Genomic DNA, 17,458 nt, shown 5'->3' on the forward strand with positions numbered 1-17,458 from the left:
ATCATTCAACCCGAACTTCGTGCCAAGGCCTGTGGTCGTTTTACCTACAAGGAGTGACTTTTCTGATCTGATGGTCAGCCTTTTCGCTTGTTGCGTAAGCTGACGACAATGAATTGTGTAGAATCGTCGCCCATTTTCATGCGTCATTCATGGCCGAGAGGCCCACAGTTCGAGCTCATTAATGCACTCAGAAGCCCATGACGTTGGTGCGCCATCCTTGTTGGAAACGTTGCGCACAGGCACCGGGCTGTTGCATGTCGCGCTGGAAAAGCGCCTGCCGTTTTTTTCCGAGCGCCTGGATACAGACTGGTACCGGCGCTTGCTCCAGGCCTACTACGGTTTCTATCAGCCGATGGAAGCGGCGCTGTATGACGGCCGCCTGATTCCCCATGGATATGACGCCGCATTGCGTACGAAAACGCCGACGCTGTTCAGTGATCTCCGCGCCCTCGGCCTGAATGAGCACACCATCAGCACCCTGCCCCGTTGCACCCGACTCCCGCCCCTGGACACACCCGCTGCCTGCCTTGGCGCCTTGTATGTGCTGGAAGGCGCGACCCTCGGTGGGCAAGTGTTGCGCCGCGAAATAGCCCTGCGCCTGGGGATCGATGCCGACAACGGCGGTGCGTTTCTCGATATTTATGGCGCCGAGACCGGCCGACGCTGGAAAGAGTTTCTCGACTACCTGGGTCGCCTGCCGCTGGACACAACAGCCAGGGCTCGCGCAGTAATGGCCGCCCGCTCCACATTCAGCGGCTTTGAGCAATGGCTCGACAGCCAGGAGGTACTGCTATGAAACCTGAAGATTTTGAAGAGCTGCTTGCCAACTGCGCCGACGAGCCCATTCGCTTTCCCGGAGCGATCCAGCCTCACGGTGTGCTGCTGACATTGTCGGAACCCGGCCTGGATATCATCCAGGTCAGCACCAACGTCGCCAGCTTGTTCGGCCATGCGCCCAAAGCGCTGCTCGGCCAGCCGCTGCACAGCTTGATCGGCGCAGAGCACGCCCAGGCGGTGCAGGTCATGGCACAAACCGACACGTTCTTCGACATGCCACCGTTGCACGTCACGCTCAATGGCGCAGCGTTCGAAGGCTTGCTGCACCGCCACCAGAATGTGCTGGTGCTGGAGTTCGAACCGCGGCTCAAGGATTTCCGCCCACGCGCGCTGAACGGTCGCACCAGTAACCTGGGCAAGATGTTGCAACGCTTGCAGGCGGCGAAAACCCTGCAAGCGCTGTACGAAATCAGCGTGAATGAAATCCAGGCCATGACCGGTTATGACCGCGTGCTCATTTACCGCTTCGAAGACGAAGGCCACGGCCAGGTAATTGCCGAAGCGTCAGCGCCGTCCATGGAGCTGTTCAACGGGTTGTTTTTCCCTGCCTCCGACATCCCGGAACAGGCCCGCGAGCTGTATCGCACCAACTGGCTGCGCATCATCCCCAACGCGGCCTACGAGCCAGTGCCGTTGCTGCCCAAGCTGCGCCCAGACACCGGCGAGCCGCTGGATTTGAGCTTCGCCACCCTGCGCAGCGTGTCGCCGATTCACTGCCAATACATGAAGAATATGGGCGTACTGTCGTCCATGAGCATCTCGTTGATGAAGGGCGACACGCTATGGGGCCTGATCAGCTGCGGCAACCGCGAGCCGCTGCTGGTGCCGAATGAGTTGCGCACCGCCTGCCAGACCATCGGCCAAGTGCTGTCGTTGCAGATCAGCGCCATGGAGACCCTGGAACTGAGCCGTCAACGCGAGGAAAAAGTTCAGGCGCTGGCACTTCTCGATCAAGCGCTGAAGGCCTCCCAGGACAGTGTGTTCGACGGCCTTGCCCAACAAAGCCAGTTGTTGATGGACCTGACAGAGGCAGGCGGCGTGGCGATCATCGAGGGCAAGCAATTGCACTGCTACGGTTACTGCCCGGAACCGGCGCAAATCCGCGCACTGCACAAGTGGCTGCAAGAACGCGACGAACCGGTATTCGCCAGCCACAACCTGGCCTCGGTCTACCCGCCGGCCGCCGAGTTCCAGCAGTTGGCCAGCGGCGTCCTGGCTATGCATCTGCCCAAGCCTGTGGATAACGGTGTGCTGTGGTTCCGCCCGGAGGTGAAGGAAAACATCCACTGGAGCGGTGACCCGCAAAAGCCGCTGGACCTGGAAAACTCCCACGCGGGCCTGCGCCTTCGCCCACGCACCTCGTTTGAAGTGTGGAAAGTGGTCATGGCGGGCATTTCCACCAAGTGGAGCCATGGCGACCTGTTCGCCGCCAACGACCTGCGCCGCTCGGCCCTGGAAAACGACCTGGCACGCCAGGTAAAACGCGAGCAGCAGGCCGTGCGGGCGCGTGATGACCTGGTGGCCGTGGTATCTCACGACCTGCGTAACCCGATGACCGTCATCTCCATGCTCTGCGGCATGATGCGAAAAGCGTTCAGCTCCGAGGGCCCACACACCTCGCGACGCATCTCCTCGGCTATCGACACCATGCAACAGGCGGCCGGGCGCATGAACACACTGCTGGAGGATCTGCTCGACACCTCGAAAATCGAGGCCGGACGCTATGTCGTCAAACCTGTGGCGCTGGAGGTAAGCCATATGTTCGATGAGGCTTATTCGCTGCTCGCACCGTTGGCGCTGGAAAAAGGCATCGACCTGTCGTTCAACGCCGAGCCCGGCCTGCTGATCAACGCCGACCCGGAGCGCTTGTTCCAGGTGTTGTCGAACCTGATCGGCAACGCCATCAAGTTCACCCCGCGCCTGGGCAATATCGGCGTCAGCGCCATGAGCAACGGTGCAGAAATCGTGTTCTCGGTGCGCGACTCCGGTGAAGGCATTGCACCGGAGCAGTTGCCTCACGTGTTCGAGCGCTACTGGACAAATACCGAAAACAACCCCACCGGCAGCGGTTTGGGGTTGTACATCACCCAAGGCATCGTCCAGGCCCATGGCGGCGAAATTGTTGCCGAAAGTGAGGTGGGCCGGGGCAGTGAGTTCCGGTTTACCCTGCCCAGGGTGATTGAAGTCTCGCCTACCTGATACGTCTTGTGAATGTCATACCGGCAATATCACCACGGCTTCCAACCCACCCCCCTGGCGCTCGGCCAGGGTCAGGGTACCGCCATGTTCCAACACGATTGCTCGTGCGGTAGAGAGCCCAAGCCCTACGCCGCCGGTGCTTTTGTTGCGTGACCCCTCCAGGCGATAGAACGGCAGGAATACTTCCTCCCGATGCGCTGCGGGAATGCCCGGGCCACGGTCCAGCACGCGAATCACCACCGTATCCTGCTTGTGCTGCAACTCGATTTCCGGCGCCGCACCGTAGTGGATCGCATTGTCCATCAGGTTGGTCATCACGCGTTTGAGGCCCAGGGGCCGGCCGAAATACACCAGACGTGGCGGCCCGTTAAACGTGAAGTCGATGGCCTGGTCGCGATAATCGTCGATCAACGTCTGCAGCAACTCCGCCAGGTCCAGTTGTGTGGCCTGTTCCAGGCGCGCGTCATCGCGGAAAAATTCCAGGGCGGTGTTGATCATGGCCTGCATTTCGTCCACGTCGCGAAACAGTCGCTGTTGCTGGTCGCTATCCTCGATGAACTCACCGCGCAGGCGCAGGCGGGTCAGCGGCGCGCGCAGGTCGTGGGAGATGGCGGCAAGCATTTGGGTACGGTCCTGGATGAAGTGGCGCAACTGCGCCTGCATGCTGTTGAAGGCAAGAATCGCCTGGCGGATTTCGTGAGGCCCCACCGGCTCGATCGGCGGCGCGCGAAAGTCGCTGCCAAAACGCCGCGCACCTCGGGCGAAGTGTTGCAGCGGGTGGGCCAGGCGTCGGGTCGCGACCAGGGTGACCAAGGCGGTGGAGACCAGCACCAGCAGCGCCACAATCAGGCTGCGCACACCATCGTCCAGGCCCCAGCTGCGTGTACCGGTGCTGAACATCAGCCAGGATCGGTCGGTCAGTTGCATCAACAGTACGTACTGGCCGTTGCCGTCGGGCCAGTCGGCAGGTTCATAGGCCTCCATGGGGCGCGTCGGGCCTTCAAGCAGGTGCTTGAACACCTGCTCGCCCGTGTTGAAATCCGGGTCAGCCAGCACCGGCAGATTAAACGCCGCCCGCTGCGCCGCCCACGTCACCCTGAAGGACCCATCCCCTATCACCTGGGCAAGTCGCGCTCGCTGCGCCGGTTCGGACGCCTCGATCACGCGCACCACCACCGCCACTTTTTCCAGCAGGCCGGTTTCAGCCAACGGCGGCCTGGCCCATACCCCCGCCAGTTGCACGAACAAGGCATTGAATCCCAGCGCGGTGATCATTGCGACCAGCACGGTCAGCGCGATCCAGCGCGCCACCGTGTCGCGCGGACGCTGGATCATGAACGGGTCACGCTGGCGGTGAATTGATAGCCGCCATTGCGCACGGTGCGGATCATCGCCGGGCGCTTGGTATCGAATTCCAGCTTGCGGCGCAGGCGGCTCACCTGCACGTCGATGCTGCGGTCAAAGGCATCATGGCTATGGCCGCGCGCCAGGTTCAACAACTGTTCACGGGTGAGCACGCGTTGCGGGTGTTCGAGAAACACCAGCAGCAGATCGAACTCGCCGGACGACAGCGGAATCATCACCTGGTCGGGCGAGCGCAACTCGCGGCGCATAACGTCCAGTTGCCAGCCGGCAAAACGGATCAGCGGGCGCGCGGCCTCCCCCATCGGCGGCCGGCTTTCACCCGCCCGGCGCAATACCGCACGCACCCTGGCGAGCAGTTCGCGGGCATCGAAGGGTTTGCTCAGGTAATCGTCGGCGCCCATTTCCAGGCCCACCACGCGGTCGCTGAGTTCACCCATGGCCGTGAGCATGATCACCGGCGTAGCGTATTGCTGGCGCAGGCGCTGGCACAGCAGCAGGCCGTTGTCGCCGGGGAGCATCAGGTCGAGGATAATCAGGTCGGCAGGCTGGCGCTCCATGGCGGCCCACAGCTCAGCGCCACTGGCCGCGGTCTCTACCGAATAGCCATGGCGCAGGAAAAATTTCTTCAGCAGGGCGAGGACTTCAAGGTCATCGTCGACGATTAACAGGTTGCTCACCGGCAGGCTTCACTGGACTGGGTCAAGGCGCCATCTAAAACTATTCGACGCGCTCCGTCATATATTTCAATCGTGCAATAAAGCGTCAGCAACGCAATAAAGCAGACATCTTTGCGCAAGGCGGCAATGCCAGCATCGGCCTCCCTTTTGCGGAGACTGTGCCCATGCACGCGTTGACCAACCCACGGCACCTGGCCCGCCACGCCGTGCTGTTACTGACTGTGTCTTACCTGGCGGGCTGTGCGAGCCCTCCACCCGTGACACCCACCACCCGCTGCGCGCAGGTGAACAATCCGGTGTATGACCCTGCCGAACCGGTCAACCGCGGGGTATTTGCGTTCAACCGTGCTGTGGATAACTACGCCCTGGCGCCTGTGGCGCGCGGTTACCGTTACCTGCCGGAATTTTTCCAGGCGGGTGTGCATAACTTCGCGAGCAACTTCAGTGAGCCGCAGGTATTTATCAACGACCTGCTGCAAGGCAACCCGCGGCGTTCGGTCAACACCCTGGGGCGCTTCGCCGTGAACACCACGGTGGGCGTGGTGGGGCTGTTCGATGTGTCGGATCGCCTGGGCATCCCACGCCATACAGCCGACTTCGGCCAGACATTCGGCGTATGGGGCGTGGGCAATGGCCCCATTGTCGAACTGCCACTGCTGGGCACCCACAACAGCCGGGATGCGGCGGGCAAAGTCTTGAGCTTCCTGGTTTCGCCATTGGGCGACAGCGATACGGTGCAGACCCTGGGCACCATCAGCCTGGTCGGCGGTACTGTCGACACCCGCGCATCGCTGTTGCCGCTCACCGACAGCCTGCAAAAACTCCCGGACTACTACAGCGCGTTGCGTAATGTGGTGGCGGAACATCGCGCGGCCTTTGTGCGGGAGGGCGAGGAAGGCGCGACATCTGCGGGAATGGACAACTGCGCTAACCGCCCTGCGGATGACTTCTGAAGACGCTCTTCAGCCACAGTCATATCTTGCAGCAGTGCGTTTATAGCAGCCTCGCTTCTGCCGCGATTAAGGTTGGCCTACTTCGCTCCGATGGGCGAAGTCATCCTCTCCTGATAGAAGGAAACATCCATGGTCAGCGGAATCAACCCCTCACTGGGCAGCTTTCAATACCCACCTCTGCAACAGGATGATGCAGAGCCCCAGCGTAGGAAACGCAGCACCGACACCACACACATGCAGCTCAATGCCGCCGAGCCTGAAGGCATGGCGAACAATGACCGAAGCAAAAACAGAGGCGGCGGGCTCGACAGCCTGGGTCGAGGCAACCTCCTTTAACTAGCCGTGTACGAAGGGCAGTGCACGGCCCTTCGTACATCCCTCCTTAACAAAACCATCACATTCACTCGCTTAAACTCGCCGGTTCAATCCAGCCTGGGGCCACTGCCTGCATGCCGCACTCCGACACACTGCCCGCCGTATTAGCCGGCCCACTGCTGCGACGTCTCGAAGCTCGGCGCCTGGTGTTGTGGCTGGTAGGAAGTCGAGCACTGGCACTGACGCTGAAGCTGCACCTGCCGGCGCAAACACTGGAAATCGCCCTGGACCAGTGCCAGGTGGTACCCGTGGGGCGCCAAGCGTTTATTCATTTGATCGATGTGGCGCTGGACGAAGCGCTGCCTTTGGACGTGGAGATCAGCTACGACCTGCTGTTTGACGACACCGGCATCGCCGACTGGGCACCGCACCTGCTGTACGCGAATGCTCAATACCCCAGTTTCGTGTTGCATAGCCGTATCCATCAGTTGGTGCACGGCTCATGCCGCAAACCCCATCACAGTGCCGACGAAGGATTGCTGTGCGTCGACCGTCTGCTGGCCGAGGCCAAAACCCCGGCCGAACGTCCGGCCCTGTTGATGATGAGCGGCGATCAGGTCTATGCCGACGATGTCGCCGGGCCGATGCTGCGGGCGATTCATGGGTTGATAGCACGGCTGGGCCTGTTCGATGAATACCTCGAAGGCGCTGTGGTCGATGACAGCGCCAGCCTCTATGGGCATCCGGCCAGTTATTATCACCGTGCCGATTTACTGCCGGCCTTGGACAGCAACGAGACCTTGCGCGAGCGCTTCTTTGGCGGCGTGAAAAAGCCGATTTTCACCAGCAGCACCGCCGACAACCATCTGGTGACCTTTGCCGAAGTCATCGCGATGTACCTGCTGGTGTGGTCGCCCACGCCCTGGGCGCTGACCACGCTTCAGGGCCCACCACTGAGCCTGGAACGACAGCAGCGCTACGCCCGCGAAAAGGTCCAGATCGAGCGATTCCGCGACAGCCTGCCCGGTGCCGCGCGGGTATTTGCCCACCTGTCGACCTTGATGATCTTTGACGACCATGACATCACCGACGACTGGAACCTCAGCGCCCAATGGGAAGAAACCGCCTACGGCCACCCCTTCTCCAAACGCATCATCGGCAACGCCCTGCTGGCCTACCTGTTATGCCAGGGCTGGGGCAACCAGCCGGATGCGTTTGTCGAACTGGTGAGCCAGACCCAAGCGTTGATCACCCAGGTCCAGGCCAACCACCTGGACGCAGCCGCGCAGGACGAATTACTCGAGGCGCTGCGTAAATTCCAACACTGGCACTACGTACTGCCTACCACCCCCGCGTTGGTGGTGCTCGACACCCGCACCCGACGCTGGCGCAGCGAGTTCACCCTCAAGCAACCTTCCGGCCTGCTGGATTGGGAAGCCCTGAGCGAATTGCAGCAGGAGCTGCTCGACCACCCTTCGGCCATCATCGTCTCGCCTGCACCGGTTTTCGGCGTGAAGCTGATCGAGACCGTGCAAAAGGTATTCAGCTGGTGCGGTTACCCGCTGCTGGTAGACGCTGAAAACTGGATGGCCCATCGCGGCGCCGCCCAGGTGATTCTCAACATCTTCCGCCATTCCCGCACACCGGGTAACTACGTGATTCTGTCGGGCGACGTGCATTATTCGTTCGTCTACGAAGTGTTGATCCGCCACCGAAACGGTGGCCCCAGGATCTGGCAAATCACCAGCAGCGGCATCAAGAACGAATTCCCACCACGCCTGCTCGAATGGTTCGACCGTCTCAACCGCTGGCTCTACTCCCCACGCTCGCCGCTGAACTGGTTTACCCGGCGCCGCACCATGCAGGTGGTACCGCACATTCCGGAACATGCCGAAGCCGGCGAGCGGCTATGGAATTCAGCCGGGATCGGCCAAGTGTTTTTCAATGGGCAGGGCCAGCCCGAGGCGATTTACCAGCACAACGCGGATGGCAAACCTCGGACGGAAATGATTGCGCCACGCCCCTGAAACAGTCCGCCTGCCCTATTCAAAGCCCGCCAACCACGCTGTACAGTAGCGTCAGCCACGGAGTATCGGCGTCAACGACAGCTGGCCTTGAAAGCCCGCTCATGCAGGAAGCGTGTAATGGACGATACAGCCGACACCGAACCGCTGCGTAATGACCTTGCCGATATCAGCACCGACATGTTGCATGCCATCATGGAACTGGTCAGCGACGGGATATGGGATTGGAATGCCAATACCGGGTTCGTCTACCGCAATCCCGGCTGGTACGAAATGCTTGGCTATCCGCGTCACTCCCTGGAAAACAGCGTATTCACCTGGGAAAGCGTGATCCATCCCGAGGATTATCCCCATGTGATGGCCGGATTTGATGACTATGTCTGCCAACGCGCGCCCCAGTACCGAGCCGAATACCGCTGTCGAAAACACGACGGCACGTTCCTCTGGATCGAGGACCGTGGCTACATCATTGCGCGCAATCCCGACACTTCGGTAGCGCGCATGGTGGGCGCACACCGCGATATACATGCACGCAAATGCTCGATTGAACGTCTTCAAAAGCGTAACCGCTCCCTTGAGACCTTGGTGCTCGAGCGCACCCTTGAATTGTCGCGCGTCAATCAGCAGTTGCAATTGCAACTGGTCGAAAACCGCTCCCTGGCCGAACGGGATGCCCTGACGCGCATCGCCAACCGTTATCGCCTGGAAAAAGTGATGCTCCAGGAATGCGACCGCGCCGAGCGCTTTCGCTTGCCATTGGCGCTGGTGGCTATGGATATCGATGACTTCAAGCCGATCAATGACCGATACGGCCATGGCGTAGGCGACCAGACGCTGATCCAGGTAGTGGAAGGCCTGGAAACCTGCGTACGTGCCGGTAATTTGCTGGCCCGCTGGGGCGGCGATGAATTTATGCTGGTCTTGCCCAACAGCTCTCTGCAGACGGCGAAGGAACAGGCCGAACGTGTGCGCCACACAATCCAGAACCTGTTCGCCGCCGCTGATCCCAAGATAACCCTGAGCCTGGGCGTGGTGGAACGGCGGGTGGGGGAGTCACCGGCAGCCCTGATGGCGCGCGCCGATCAGGCGTTATATCGATCCAAGGCGGCGGGGAAGAATGGAGTCTCGGAATGAATGATCCCGACTTTTAATAATGACCCGGCGACTTTATTTCGTTTGCGGCAGAGGCGCTCACGCAGCTTAGATAAACCGAGCCCATTACTGCCGAGTCAACGATTCATGAGCCGCGAAACGATCAGCCAATCGATTTCCATCGTCCACCCCATCAACCTCAGCCATGGAAAAAACGCTGAGGTCTGGGACACCGCAGGTAAGCGCTATATCGATTTTATCGGCGGCATCGGCGTACTCAACCTAGGCCATTGTCACCCGGCCGTGGTGGACGCGATTCGTGAGCAGGCGACCAGACTCACCCACTACGCGTTCAACGCCGCGCCGCACATGCCCTACATCGATTTGATGGAGCGCCTGACCGCGTTTATTCCGGTGAGCTATCCAGTCAGCGGCATGCTCACCAACAGCGGCGCTGAGGCCGCGGAAAATGCCTTGAAGATTGTGCGCGGCGCCACTGGCCGCACGGCGGTGATTGCTTTTGACGGCGCGTTTCATGGGCGCACCCTGGCCACCCTCAACCTCAATGGCAAGGTCGCGCCGTACAAGCAAAAAGTCGGCGTACTGCCCGGCCCGGTGTATCACCTGCCCTACCCCAGCGCCGACAACGGCGTCACCTGTGCCGAAGCGCTGAAGGCCATGGACCGTCTGTTCAGTGTGGAAATCGACGTCAACGATGTAGCCTGTTTCATCATTGAACCGGTACAAGGCGAAGGCGGTTTCCTCGCCCTGGATACCGAATTCGCCCAGGCCCTGCGCCGTTTTTGTGACGAGAACAACATCCTGTTGATCGCCGACGAAATCCAGTCCGGTTTCGGTCGCACCGGGCAGCGATTCGCCTTCTCGAGCCTGGGCATTGAACCTGACCTGATCCTGCTCGGCAAAAGCATCGCTGGCGGTGTGCCGCTGGGGGCGGTGGTGGGACGCAAGGCATTGATGGACAACCTGCCCAAGGGCGGTCTGGGGGGTACCTATTCCGGCAATCCCATCGCCTGCGCCGCCGCGTTGGCAACCCTCGATGTGATGACCGATGAACACCTGCAGGTATGGGGCTCCCGCCAGGAGGAGGCGATCGTGCGACGTTACCAAGCGTGGCGCGCACAGCACCTGTCGCCGTATCTGGGCCGCCTCACCGGTGTCGGCGCGATGCGCGGCATTGAACTGGCGCATGCCGACGGCACGCCCGCCGCCAAGCAACTGACCCAATTGCTGAGCCTGGCGCGGGCTGCCGGCCTGCTGCTGATGCCCAGCGGCAAGTCACGGCATATCATCCGCTTGCTGGCACCGCTGACCATCGAGCCGGCCGTGCTCGAGGAAGGCCTGGATAAGCTCGAAGCGTGCCTCAAGCAGCTGGACTGATTGCATACGTTCGCTGAGCCGTCTGACGCAGGCGCCTTGACCTGACTCCCCGGCCCCCTGAAAATGCCCGACGCTTTTTTGTCTCTCCGTTTACTGAAGTAGTGAAATTTCAATGTCCGATGCGTACACCGCTGAATCCGCCGAAGCCTCCGTCGTCGTCTCGCACGCCAAAGCCGAGTATGAAAACGCCATCAATCTTTCACAGCATGTGCCAGCGGCCAAGATCATCAGCGAAATGGTGCTGGACGCGTTTCACACTTCCAAGGAAAGCGACCAGATCCGCGAGTTGCGCGTGGCCATTCGTCAGGCCCATGACGCCTTCGACGATGACAAAGCCTACGACCTCATGGGCCAGCTCAAGCAATTGAAGGACGCCGAAGCCGCCGACAACGCTGCCCTGGAAGACCTGAGCAGCAAGTTCTCCATCAGCCGCCTGCTGTCCAGCTTCAAGGACGACCCCGAATTCCAAGAGCTGGTCTACGGCCTGGCCCTCAAGGTGCTGAACCAGTCGCACCAGGCCATCAGCAACCCGAGCGCCGGCAAGGGCAAGGCTGCACGCGCCAAGAAGGACGCCGAGGTGTTTGTGATCAGCAAGGATGGCATCAGCGTCACTCTGCCGCTGCGCACACCGCGTTCCAAGCTCAATGTGGACCGCGAAGCGCTGGAGTTCCTGGGCCTTACCTTTGTAGGTGAAGGCAACGAGGCGGAGCTGGAAAGTGACACCTTCGTTGATAACAGCGGCGTGGAGCAGCCGGTCACGCGCAAGAGCATTGTGACCGCACTGCAACAGCAAAGCGCTTTTGACGGTTACTCCATCGCCGCCCAGTAAGCGCCGAAGCTATAGGCTGCGCAGGATGACCAGCGCCTGCTCGACTTGGGCGAGGGTGATATGCCGGCCCACCGAGGCACGCACGAAGTGGCTGACGCCCAGGTCCTTGAGCAGCAACGGGGTATGGGCGGCAGTGCCTGCCCAGAGGTTGAGCCCCAACGCGCGGGCTTGGTCGACAAATGCCTTGGCCGGCACGTTGTGTGGCACGAACGAGACAATCCCGGTCTGTTCGAACTGGTCACACATCAGCGTTAACTGCGGCAGGCGCCGCAACGCCTGCGCCAGCAGCGCATAGGGCTCCGTGCTCACCTGCCCGCCGCCTACTTGCAGGTATTCCTGCACCGCCGTGTGCAAACCCACCAGGGCCGAAAGGCTCTTTTCTGCGATCTCCAGCACCCGAGCGCCGGACGCATCCACCTGGTTGACCTGACCATCGGTGCTGGCGGCGTGCAGGTCTGCAAAATTCAGCTGCAATTGGCTCAGCAGGCGTGGCGACACATAAGCAATCCCGCTGCCACGGGGCCCGCAGAGAAACTTGCGCCCCGCGCCTGTCAATAAATCACAGTGCATATCACGCACATCCAGCGGCAACTGCCCCAGCGATTGGCACGCATCCACCACATACAGTGCGTTCGAACCCTTGAGCAGCGCACCCAGCGCTTCCACCGGATTGATCACCCCGCAGCACGACGGCAGGTGCGACACGCTGACAAGAAACACATCGTCGTCCAGATGACGCCGCACCCAATCCAGGTCCAGCGGGCTGGTGGCCGTGGTTGGAATCACTTCAACGCGAATCTCACGCGAGAGCTTGAGGTAGTTGAAAAAGATCAGGTTCGCGGCGTATTCCGAGGTCGACACCCACACCCGCTTACCTCGGGGAAATTGTAGCTTGCCGAGAATGCTGGTCCAGGCCTCGGTGGCGCTGCTGAAAAAGCCAATCTGCGCAGGCTCTGCATTCAACAGCTTGGCCACCAGGTGGTACAGGTCGACGTTGAGCAACGCCTCGTAGGCCAGCTCGGTTTCATAGCTGCCCATTTGCGCTTCAGTGGCGGTAAAACCCTGGATCGCATTCAGCGTGGCCGGTGACATCAGGCCCGCACCGGCGGTGTTCAAATGAATCCTGTTCATTTCATGCTTCCTTGTTCCACAAGACAGCCGAGCCTTTCATCACGCCTACCGCCACCGCGAACAGCAGCAATATCGTGCCCGCCAGCAGCCACGGCGAAGGCAGCGAGGGCTGTGACACCAGCATGAACGCCAGCGAAGGCGTGATCATTACGCCAATGTTCACCCCCGCCGAGTAATAGCCGAGGTTGCGGTCCACGGTGTGACGGCTGGAGATACTGCTGACGTAATGGGTGATGCCGGGAAAGATGATCATCTCGCCCAGGCTCCAGAGCACCGTAGCCACCAGCAACAACGCGCCGACCTGGCTGAAGCCCATCAGGAAAAACCCCACGCCGGCTACCAGAAACCCGGCCACCAGCGAGCGGCTGCTCGACAGGTGCGACATACGTTGGTTGATCGGCACTTCGAACAGAATCACCAGCAGTGCGTTGATGAAAAAGATGATCCCGACGTAGTACGCCGGCAACTCGGTGTAATTGATGATGTAGGCCGACAGAAACGTCGGCGGCAGCGCATAGGCCACGTGCACCGGCAATGCCGCCAGCAAAATCACCAGCAAGCGCGAGCGCTCGTGCACTGCGCTCTCCGGCAAGCCGTTGCCCTTGCTGACGACGGCAGCCCCTTGCACCACCGGCACCGCTCGCCCGAACCGCAGGCAGGCAACGAAGGCCACCAGGGACAACGCCGCGTTGAGGTAGAACACCGCGTCGGCGTTACTCAAGAAAATCAGGCTGCCCAACAGCGGCCCGATCGCCATGCCGATGTTGATCGCCAAACGGTTGCAAGAGAACGCCACTTTGCGCGATTCGCTGCTGCTGTGGGTGACCGTTTCGGAGAACGTCGCCGGCGTGAATGCCTCGTAGCAGGCCCCCCACAGAAACGACAGCACAAACAGCAGCGCCGTGTTATCCACCGACGGAATGATCAGCAGCAGCAGCGCGTTAAGCAGCAACGAGCCGAGGATCACCCGATTGGCGGAAAACCGCTTGATCACCCCGCCGATGATCAAGTCCACAAACAGTGCGCCCGCGCCATAAACGCCCACCAGCAACCCTGCGGTTGCCGCCGACACGGCGTGCTGATGAATCAGGTACGCCGCATAGAAAGGGAACGCCATGGTGCCCATGCGGAACACCAGGGTGATCAGGAACAGCAACTGCAAGCGAGCGTTGAGCCCGCGCAACGCGCGATAAGTGCCTATCATCAGCGAATCACATAGACGTTGTCTTTGTACTGGCGGATCTGCTCGTAATCCTGGTCGATAGTGCCCTGGCTATCCGATACCAGAAACACCCGCAGCGGGCTGCTGAGCAGGTCCACGGTCTTTTTCATCAGCTTGCCGGCCTTGTATTTGACGCTTAGCTTATGCACCGAAGGCAACGCCTCGATCCGGTGAATGGCCGATTCATTGAAGCCGGTGACCTCGCCTTGCAGCGTGGTGTCGGTGTTGATGACACAGGCCTCCTTGAGCTTGTGGTAGCGCTTGCCGGCGTAGTTGGCCTTGAACGCCTCACCGTCGCAGTACGCCAGGTAGGTGAGCTGCGCCTGGTTGCCGCCCAGGCTGATGTCATGGAACCTTGGTTCCATGTTGCCGTTCAGGCGAGCACCGACTTCCACCAGCGCGGGGCCGGCTTCGGTGAGGATCACTTCCGAATGAGCCGGGCCGTTATCGATACCCAGCGCCTTGAGCGCCTTCACGATGTAGTCCACCAGCACGTTGGCCTCGGCGCTGTCCGGGGCAATCAGCACGTCACGGTCGTAGATGTTCTTGCCGCCGCTGATTTCACGCTTCACATAGCGCCAGATCCCGCACACGTAAGTCTGCCCATCCCGGCTGACGGTATCGACGATGTACTCCGGGCCCTTGAGGTAGGACTGGCAGAGAATTTCCGTGTTGGGCAGGCCGAAGATATCCGGGTTGGACACCACCTCTTCACAGGCGCGCTTGACGTCCTCGAGGTTGTGGCAGATCGAAACCCCGTCGGTAGATGCCGAACTCAGCGGTTTGATCACGCAGGGAAACACCTGACCGGCCTCGACCCAGGCCAACAGCTCGGCGGGGTCCGAGGATTTGATCTGGCGTGCGGTCAACAGGCCTGCGGCGGCGACTTTGTTGATCATTTCAAACTTGTCGCGGCGAGCGCGTGAGCCTGCACTGCCGTTGGAGGTGGACAGTTGCAACTGTTCACTCAAGTAATCGGCGAATGGCACGCCCGGCTCCTGGCCGGCAATGACGGCGACTACGTTGAACTCACGCAAGCGTCGCACTATATCCTCGGCGTTGTCGTTGAGTGCCAGGTTGTGCTCGAACTCAGACAGGTTCGGCCCGAGCATGCTTGGCATCAGCTCGGGAGTACTCTGTACATGGATCAGGCTGAAACCGGCATCCCGGAAATACTGCGGCAGGAAATTACCGCTCGAGTAGACATCCACCAATGCGACGTACTGCTTCATAAGAATGTCCTTTTCAGTAATGAGTGGCGGTTTCAGAGGCCCGTGGCGAAGCCACGTCATCCAGCGCCAGGAAAATGTTCTGCGGGAACTCAGCCACACGGTGCAACAGGTGCAAGTACCAGTTGGTGCCGTAAACCGCCGACACCCGGGCCTTGACCTGGCCCTGGTCTTTTACCGCCTTGATCAGCTCAGGGCGCACGCCGTGGAGCATCTCCAGCTCACCTCGGTCAGCGATGTGGCTGGTGAGGATTTCTTCAATCAGCAGCGGGTCCTGGGTGGCGAAAGCAAACTGCCCGCGGCCACCATTGATCCGGTCCAGCAGCCCCAGGTAACGCTCGTTGAGCGCCTCGCCACGGGGCAAAGCAATGGCGGCAGGCTCAGCATAGACGCCTTTGACCAGGCGCACTTTGCAGCCGGTTTCCAGCACCGCTCCCAGGTCATCCGGGGTTCGGTTCAACTGCGCCTGAAGGGTGATGCCCACGTTGGGAAAACGCCCGCTCAGGTGCAGGAAGATCTCGAGGATCGAATCCGTCCATTGGGAGCGCTCCATGCTGATGATCACGCCGACATCCTTATCGGCTGCATGGGCCAGGATCTTCGAGCAGTTCTCGACTGCCAGCTCGCGGGAAATGATGGTACCGACGTTCGACAAATCGAACCCCAACTGAGGAGGTTCACCGAGCTTGGGATGCTGGGCGATCAAGTCGATCAGCTGCAGGTATTCATCGGTTGCCGTGGTCACCTCGGCCAGCGTCGTCGCTTCCTCGCCGACGAACTCGACACCGGTGCGATAGCCTTTGGCCAACAGGGCCCCAAGCTTGTCGAGCATCTCCAGGCGATCTTCGGAAATGATGTAGCGAAGCGCCGCAGGTCGCAGGAAATCACGCAGCGTCTCGCTCTCCAGGAACAAGTCACGGTAGGTCTTGTTCGCCGCCAGTTTCTTCAGGGCCAGGGTTGCCAGCAGGCTGTTATCTGTCGTGTTCATGGCATTAAACCCCGTAGGACTGGTTGAGCATGCGACGTGCGAAACTCGAATCGTCGGTGTGGTTGGCGATCTTGTGGGCGCGGAATTTGGCCGCGTAACTGAGCAGGGTTTCCTTGTGGCGGCTATGTCGGTCACGGGTAAAAATCCCCGCCCACAGGTTGTCCCAGCGTGCGTACTCGGGGTGCGACATCAGCAGTTTATGGGCCTTGCGCATGTTCCAGTGGGGAATCGACGGGTGCAGGTGGTGCACAAGGTGGTAGTTATCGTCGTGGCGGCCGAAAAAGAAGTTTTCCAGCGCGTTGCCTTTACGGTTACGGGTCAGCAGCAGCTTTTCGCTTTCAACGGCGGGCAACGGATAGTGCTCGGCCAGCTCGATGATCCAGCCCACAGCCACGGCGGCCGTGAACAGCGGCACGAACCAGAACAGCACCAGTTCAACCGCAAGGCCAAACCAGGCAACCACTGCAAAAATCACTGCCCAGTAGGCCCACATCAGCACGCGTTCCTTGCGGATGCGTGCGTCCTGGCCCTGGAGCCGGTCCTTGACGATGTACTTGATGTATTGAAGGGTGCGGTAACCCGATAACGCCATCACCACGTTCTTCAGGAAGAACTCGCGCTCGCTTTGCTGGAGGTCGTACAGGCCGCACTTGAGATGGAAATTGTAGTCCGGGTCTTTTTCCGGGTGCCCCAGGTGCACATGGTGGTTTTTGACGTGCGAGGTGCTGTAGGACTGGTAAAGATGGAAGATCAGGTACCCCGAGAGAAAGGTACCGGCAAACCAGTTGATCGCCCGGTTTTTCGCCAACAGTTTGTGACTTGACTCGTGCAACACGTTCGCCAGGGCACGTTGAGTGGTGCCGATGAGAAACAGCGAAACGGGATAAAACCAATAGCTGACGCCCACGGACAGATAAATGGCAAAGGCGATGATTGAATAATCCTTACCCAGTGCGATGGCCCAATGGTAGTTATCTTTCTTGCACAGGTGCTTGAGCATCCCGAAGGTTTCACGGGAAATACCCGCAGCGTTTTGGCCACCTGGCTCTTTGTTTTTATCGACCAGCATAATCACTCCATAATTAAGCGGCACGCTGCAACACGCCTATCGCCTAGAGCGACGATGATTTTTTGGGATGTTGCGGCTCTTGTTTTTTTTTGCCTGAGCTAAACTCATTGGCTGCAAAAAAACTAAAGCA

General features: G+C 60.2%; 15 protein-coding genes. 8 read left to right on the forward strand and 7 right to left on the reverse strand.

What is annotated here, in order from left to right; all coding sequences use genetic code 11:
• Positions 1-181: 181 nt before the first annotated feature.
• Both C4J91_RS22580 and C4J91_RS22585 read left to right on the forward strand, forming a co-directional pair.
• On the forward strand, positions 182-796 hold the full coding sequence (locus C4J91_RS22580) for a biliverdin-producing heme oxygenase (protein ID WP_124364323.1): 615 nt from the start codon (positions 182-184) through the stop codon (positions 794-796).
• Positions 793-3,036 (forward strand): ATP-binding protein, encoded by a 2,244-nt coding sequence (locus tag C4J91_RS22585; protein WP_124364324.1) that lies wholly within the window; start codon positions 793-795, stop codon positions 3,034-3,036. The genes C4J91_RS22580 and C4J91_RS22585 overlap by 4 nt, the downstream gene beginning before the upstream one ends.
• A gap of 15 nt (positions 3,037-3,051) precedes the next feature.
• On the opposite strand, the gene C4J91_RS22590 is transcribed toward C4J91_RS22585, so the two are convergent.
• Together C4J91_RS22590 and C4J91_RS22595 are read right to left on the reverse strand one after the other, a co-directional pair.
• Positions 3,052-4,371, reverse strand: a complete 1,320-nt coding sequence (locus tag C4J91_RS22590) for a cell wall metabolism sensor histidine kinase WalK (RefSeq protein WP_124364325.1) — start codon at positions 4,369-4,371, stop codon at positions 3,052-3,054.
• Entirely contained in the window at positions 4,368-5,078 is a 711-nt protein-coding gene (locus C4J91_RS22595) for a response regulator (protein WP_124364326.1), read from the reverse strand. The genes C4J91_RS22590 and C4J91_RS22595 overlap by 4 nt, the downstream gene beginning before the upstream one ends.
• Positions 5,079-5,242: 164 nt before the next feature.
• On the opposite strand from C4J91_RS22595, the gene C4J91_RS22600 reads away from it, so the two are divergent.
• The 6 genes from C4J91_RS22600 (at position 5,243) to C4J91_RS22625 (ending at position 11,689) form a co-directional block, all read left to right on the forward strand.
• Positions 5,243-6,031 carry a VacJ family lipoprotein gene (locus C4J91_RS22600; protein WP_124364327.1) on the forward strand — a complete coding sequence of 263 codons (789 nt, stop codon included), beginning with the start codon at positions 5,243-5,245 and terminating at the stop codon, positions 6,029-6,031.
• A 129-nt stretch (positions 6,032-6,160) separates the two neighbouring features.
• Complete coding sequence (locus C4J91_RS22605) at positions 6,161-6,367, forward strand: hypothetical protein (protein WP_124364328.1); 207 nt, start codon at positions 6,161-6,163, stop codon at positions 6,365-6,367.
• A 113-nt stretch (positions 6,368-6,480) separates the two neighbouring features.
• Positions 6,481-8,373 carry an alkaline phosphatase D family protein gene (locus tag C4J91_RS22610; protein ID WP_124364329.1) on the forward strand — a complete coding sequence of 631 codons (1,893 nt, stop codon included), beginning with the start codon at positions 6,481-6,483 and terminating at the stop codon, positions 8,371-8,373.
• Between the two features lie 117 nt (positions 8,374-8,490).
• Positions 8,491-9,504 (forward strand): diguanylate cyclase domain-containing protein, encoded by a 1,014-nt coding sequence (locus tag C4J91_RS22615; RefSeq protein ID WP_124364330.1) that lies wholly within the window; start codon positions 8,491-8,493, stop codon positions 9,502-9,504.
• Positions 9,505-9,609: 105 nt separating this feature from the next.
• Positions 9,610-10,860 carry an aspartate aminotransferase family protein gene (locus tag C4J91_RS22620; RefSeq protein WP_124364331.1) on the forward strand — a complete coding sequence of 417 codons (1,251 nt, stop codon included), beginning with the start codon at positions 9,610-9,612 and terminating at the stop codon, positions 10,858-10,860.
• A gap of 112 nt (positions 10,861-10,972) precedes the next feature.
• Positions 10,973-11,689 carry a hypothetical protein gene (locus tag C4J91_RS22625; protein WP_124364332.1) on the forward strand — a complete coding sequence of 239 codons (717 nt, stop codon included), beginning with the start codon at positions 10,973-10,975 and terminating at the stop codon, positions 11,687-11,689.
• Positions 11,690-11,698: 9 nt separating this feature from the next.
• On the opposite strand, the gene C4J91_RS22630 is transcribed toward C4J91_RS22625, so the two are convergent.
• From C4J91_RS22630 to C4J91_RS22650, 5 genes are read right to left on the reverse strand one after another with little or no spacing between them, the layout of a single operon-like run.
• Positions 11,699-12,820, reverse strand: a complete 1,122-nt coding sequence (locus tag C4J91_RS22630; RefSeq protein ID WP_124364333.1) for an aminotransferase class V-fold PLP-dependent enzyme — start codon at positions 12,818-12,820, stop codon at positions 11,699-11,701.
• A gap of 1 nt (position 12,821) precedes the next feature.
• On the reverse strand, positions 12,822-14,024 hold the full coding sequence (locus C4J91_RS22635; RefSeq protein WP_124364334.1) for an MFS transporter: 1,203 nt from the start codon (positions 14,022-14,024) through the stop codon (positions 12,822-12,824).
• Positions 14,024-15,274: an ATP-grasp domain-containing protein gene (locus C4J91_RS22640; RefSeq protein ID WP_124364335.1), complete on the reverse strand. Its 1,251-nt coding sequence runs from the start codon at positions 15,272-15,274 to the stop codon at positions 14,024-14,026. The genes C4J91_RS22635 and C4J91_RS22640 overlap by 1 nt, the downstream gene beginning before the upstream one ends.
• A 13-nt stretch (positions 15,275-15,287) precedes the next feature.
• Complete coding sequence (locus C4J91_RS22645; RefSeq protein WP_124364336.1) at positions 15,288-16,259, reverse strand: proline dehydrogenase family protein; 972 nt, start codon at positions 16,257-16,259, stop codon at positions 15,288-15,290.
• Between the two features lie 4 nt (positions 16,260-16,263).
• Positions 16,264-17,328, reverse strand: coding sequence for a fatty acid desaturase family protein (locus tag C4J91_RS22650; RefSeq protein WP_124364337.1), 1,065 nt, complete (start codon positions 17,326-17,328; stop codon positions 16,264-16,266).
• Positions 17,329-17,458 lie beyond the last annotated feature (130 nt).

Origin of the sequence: Pseudomonas sp. R3-52-08 (assembly GCF_003851745.1) — a bacterium.
Classification (GTDB): domain Bacteria; phylum Pseudomonadota; class Gammaproteobacteria; order Pseudomonadales; family Pseudomonadaceae; genus Aquipseudomonas.

Coding starts and splice junctions, on each gene's coding strand:
- C4J91_RS22580 (WP_124364323.1), top strand. CDS start 182: ATGCACTCAGAAGCCCATGACGTTGGTGCGCCATCCTTGTTGGAAACG.
- C4J91_RS22585 (WP_124364324.1), top strand. CDS start 793: ATGAAACCTGAAGATTTTGAAGAGCTGCTTGCCAACTGCGCCGACGAG.
- C4J91_RS22590 (WP_124364325.1), bottom strand. CDS start 4,371: ATGATCCAGCGTCCGCGCGACACGGTGGCGCGCTGGATCGCGCTGACC.
- C4J91_RS22600 (WP_124364327.1), top strand. CDS start 5,243: ATGCACGCGTTGACCAACCCACGGCACCTGGCCCGCCACGCCGTGCTG.
- C4J91_RS22605 (WP_124364328.1), top strand. CDS start 6,161: ATGGTCAGCGGAATCAACCCCTCACTGGGCAGCTTTCAATACCCACCT.
- C4J91_RS22610 (WP_124364329.1), top strand. CDS start 6,481: ATGCCGCACTCCGACACACTGCCCGCCGTATTAGCCGGCCCACTGCTG.
- C4J91_RS22615 (WP_124364330.1), top strand. CDS start 8,491: ATGGACGATACAGCCGACACCGAACCGCTGCGTAATGACCTTGCCGAT.
- C4J91_RS22620 (WP_124364331.1), top strand. CDS start 9,610: ATGAGCCGCGAAACGATCAGCCAATCGATTTCCATCGTCCACCCCATC.
- C4J91_RS22625 (WP_124364332.1), top strand. CDS start 10,973: ATGTCCGATGCGTACACCGCTGAATCCGCCGAAGCCTCCGTCGTCGTC.
- C4J91_RS22630 (WP_124364333.1), bottom strand. CDS start 12,820: ATGAACAGGATTCATTTGAACACCGCCGGTGCGGGCCTGATGTCACCG.
- C4J91_RS22635 (WP_124364334.1), bottom strand. CDS start 14,024: ATGATAGGCACTTATCGCGCGTTGCGCGGGCTCAACGCTCGCTTGCAG.
- C4J91_RS22640 (WP_124364335.1), bottom strand. CDS start 15,274: ATGAAGCAGTACGTCGCATTGGTGGATGTCTACTCGAGCGGTAATTTC.
- C4J91_RS22645 (WP_124364336.1), bottom strand. CDS start 16,259: ATGAACACGACAGATAACAGCCTGCTGGCAACCCTGGCCCTGAAGAAA.
- C4J91_RS22650 (WP_124364337.1), bottom strand. CDS start 17,328: ATGCTGGTCGATAAAAACAAAGAGCCAGGTGGCCAAAACGCTGCGGGT.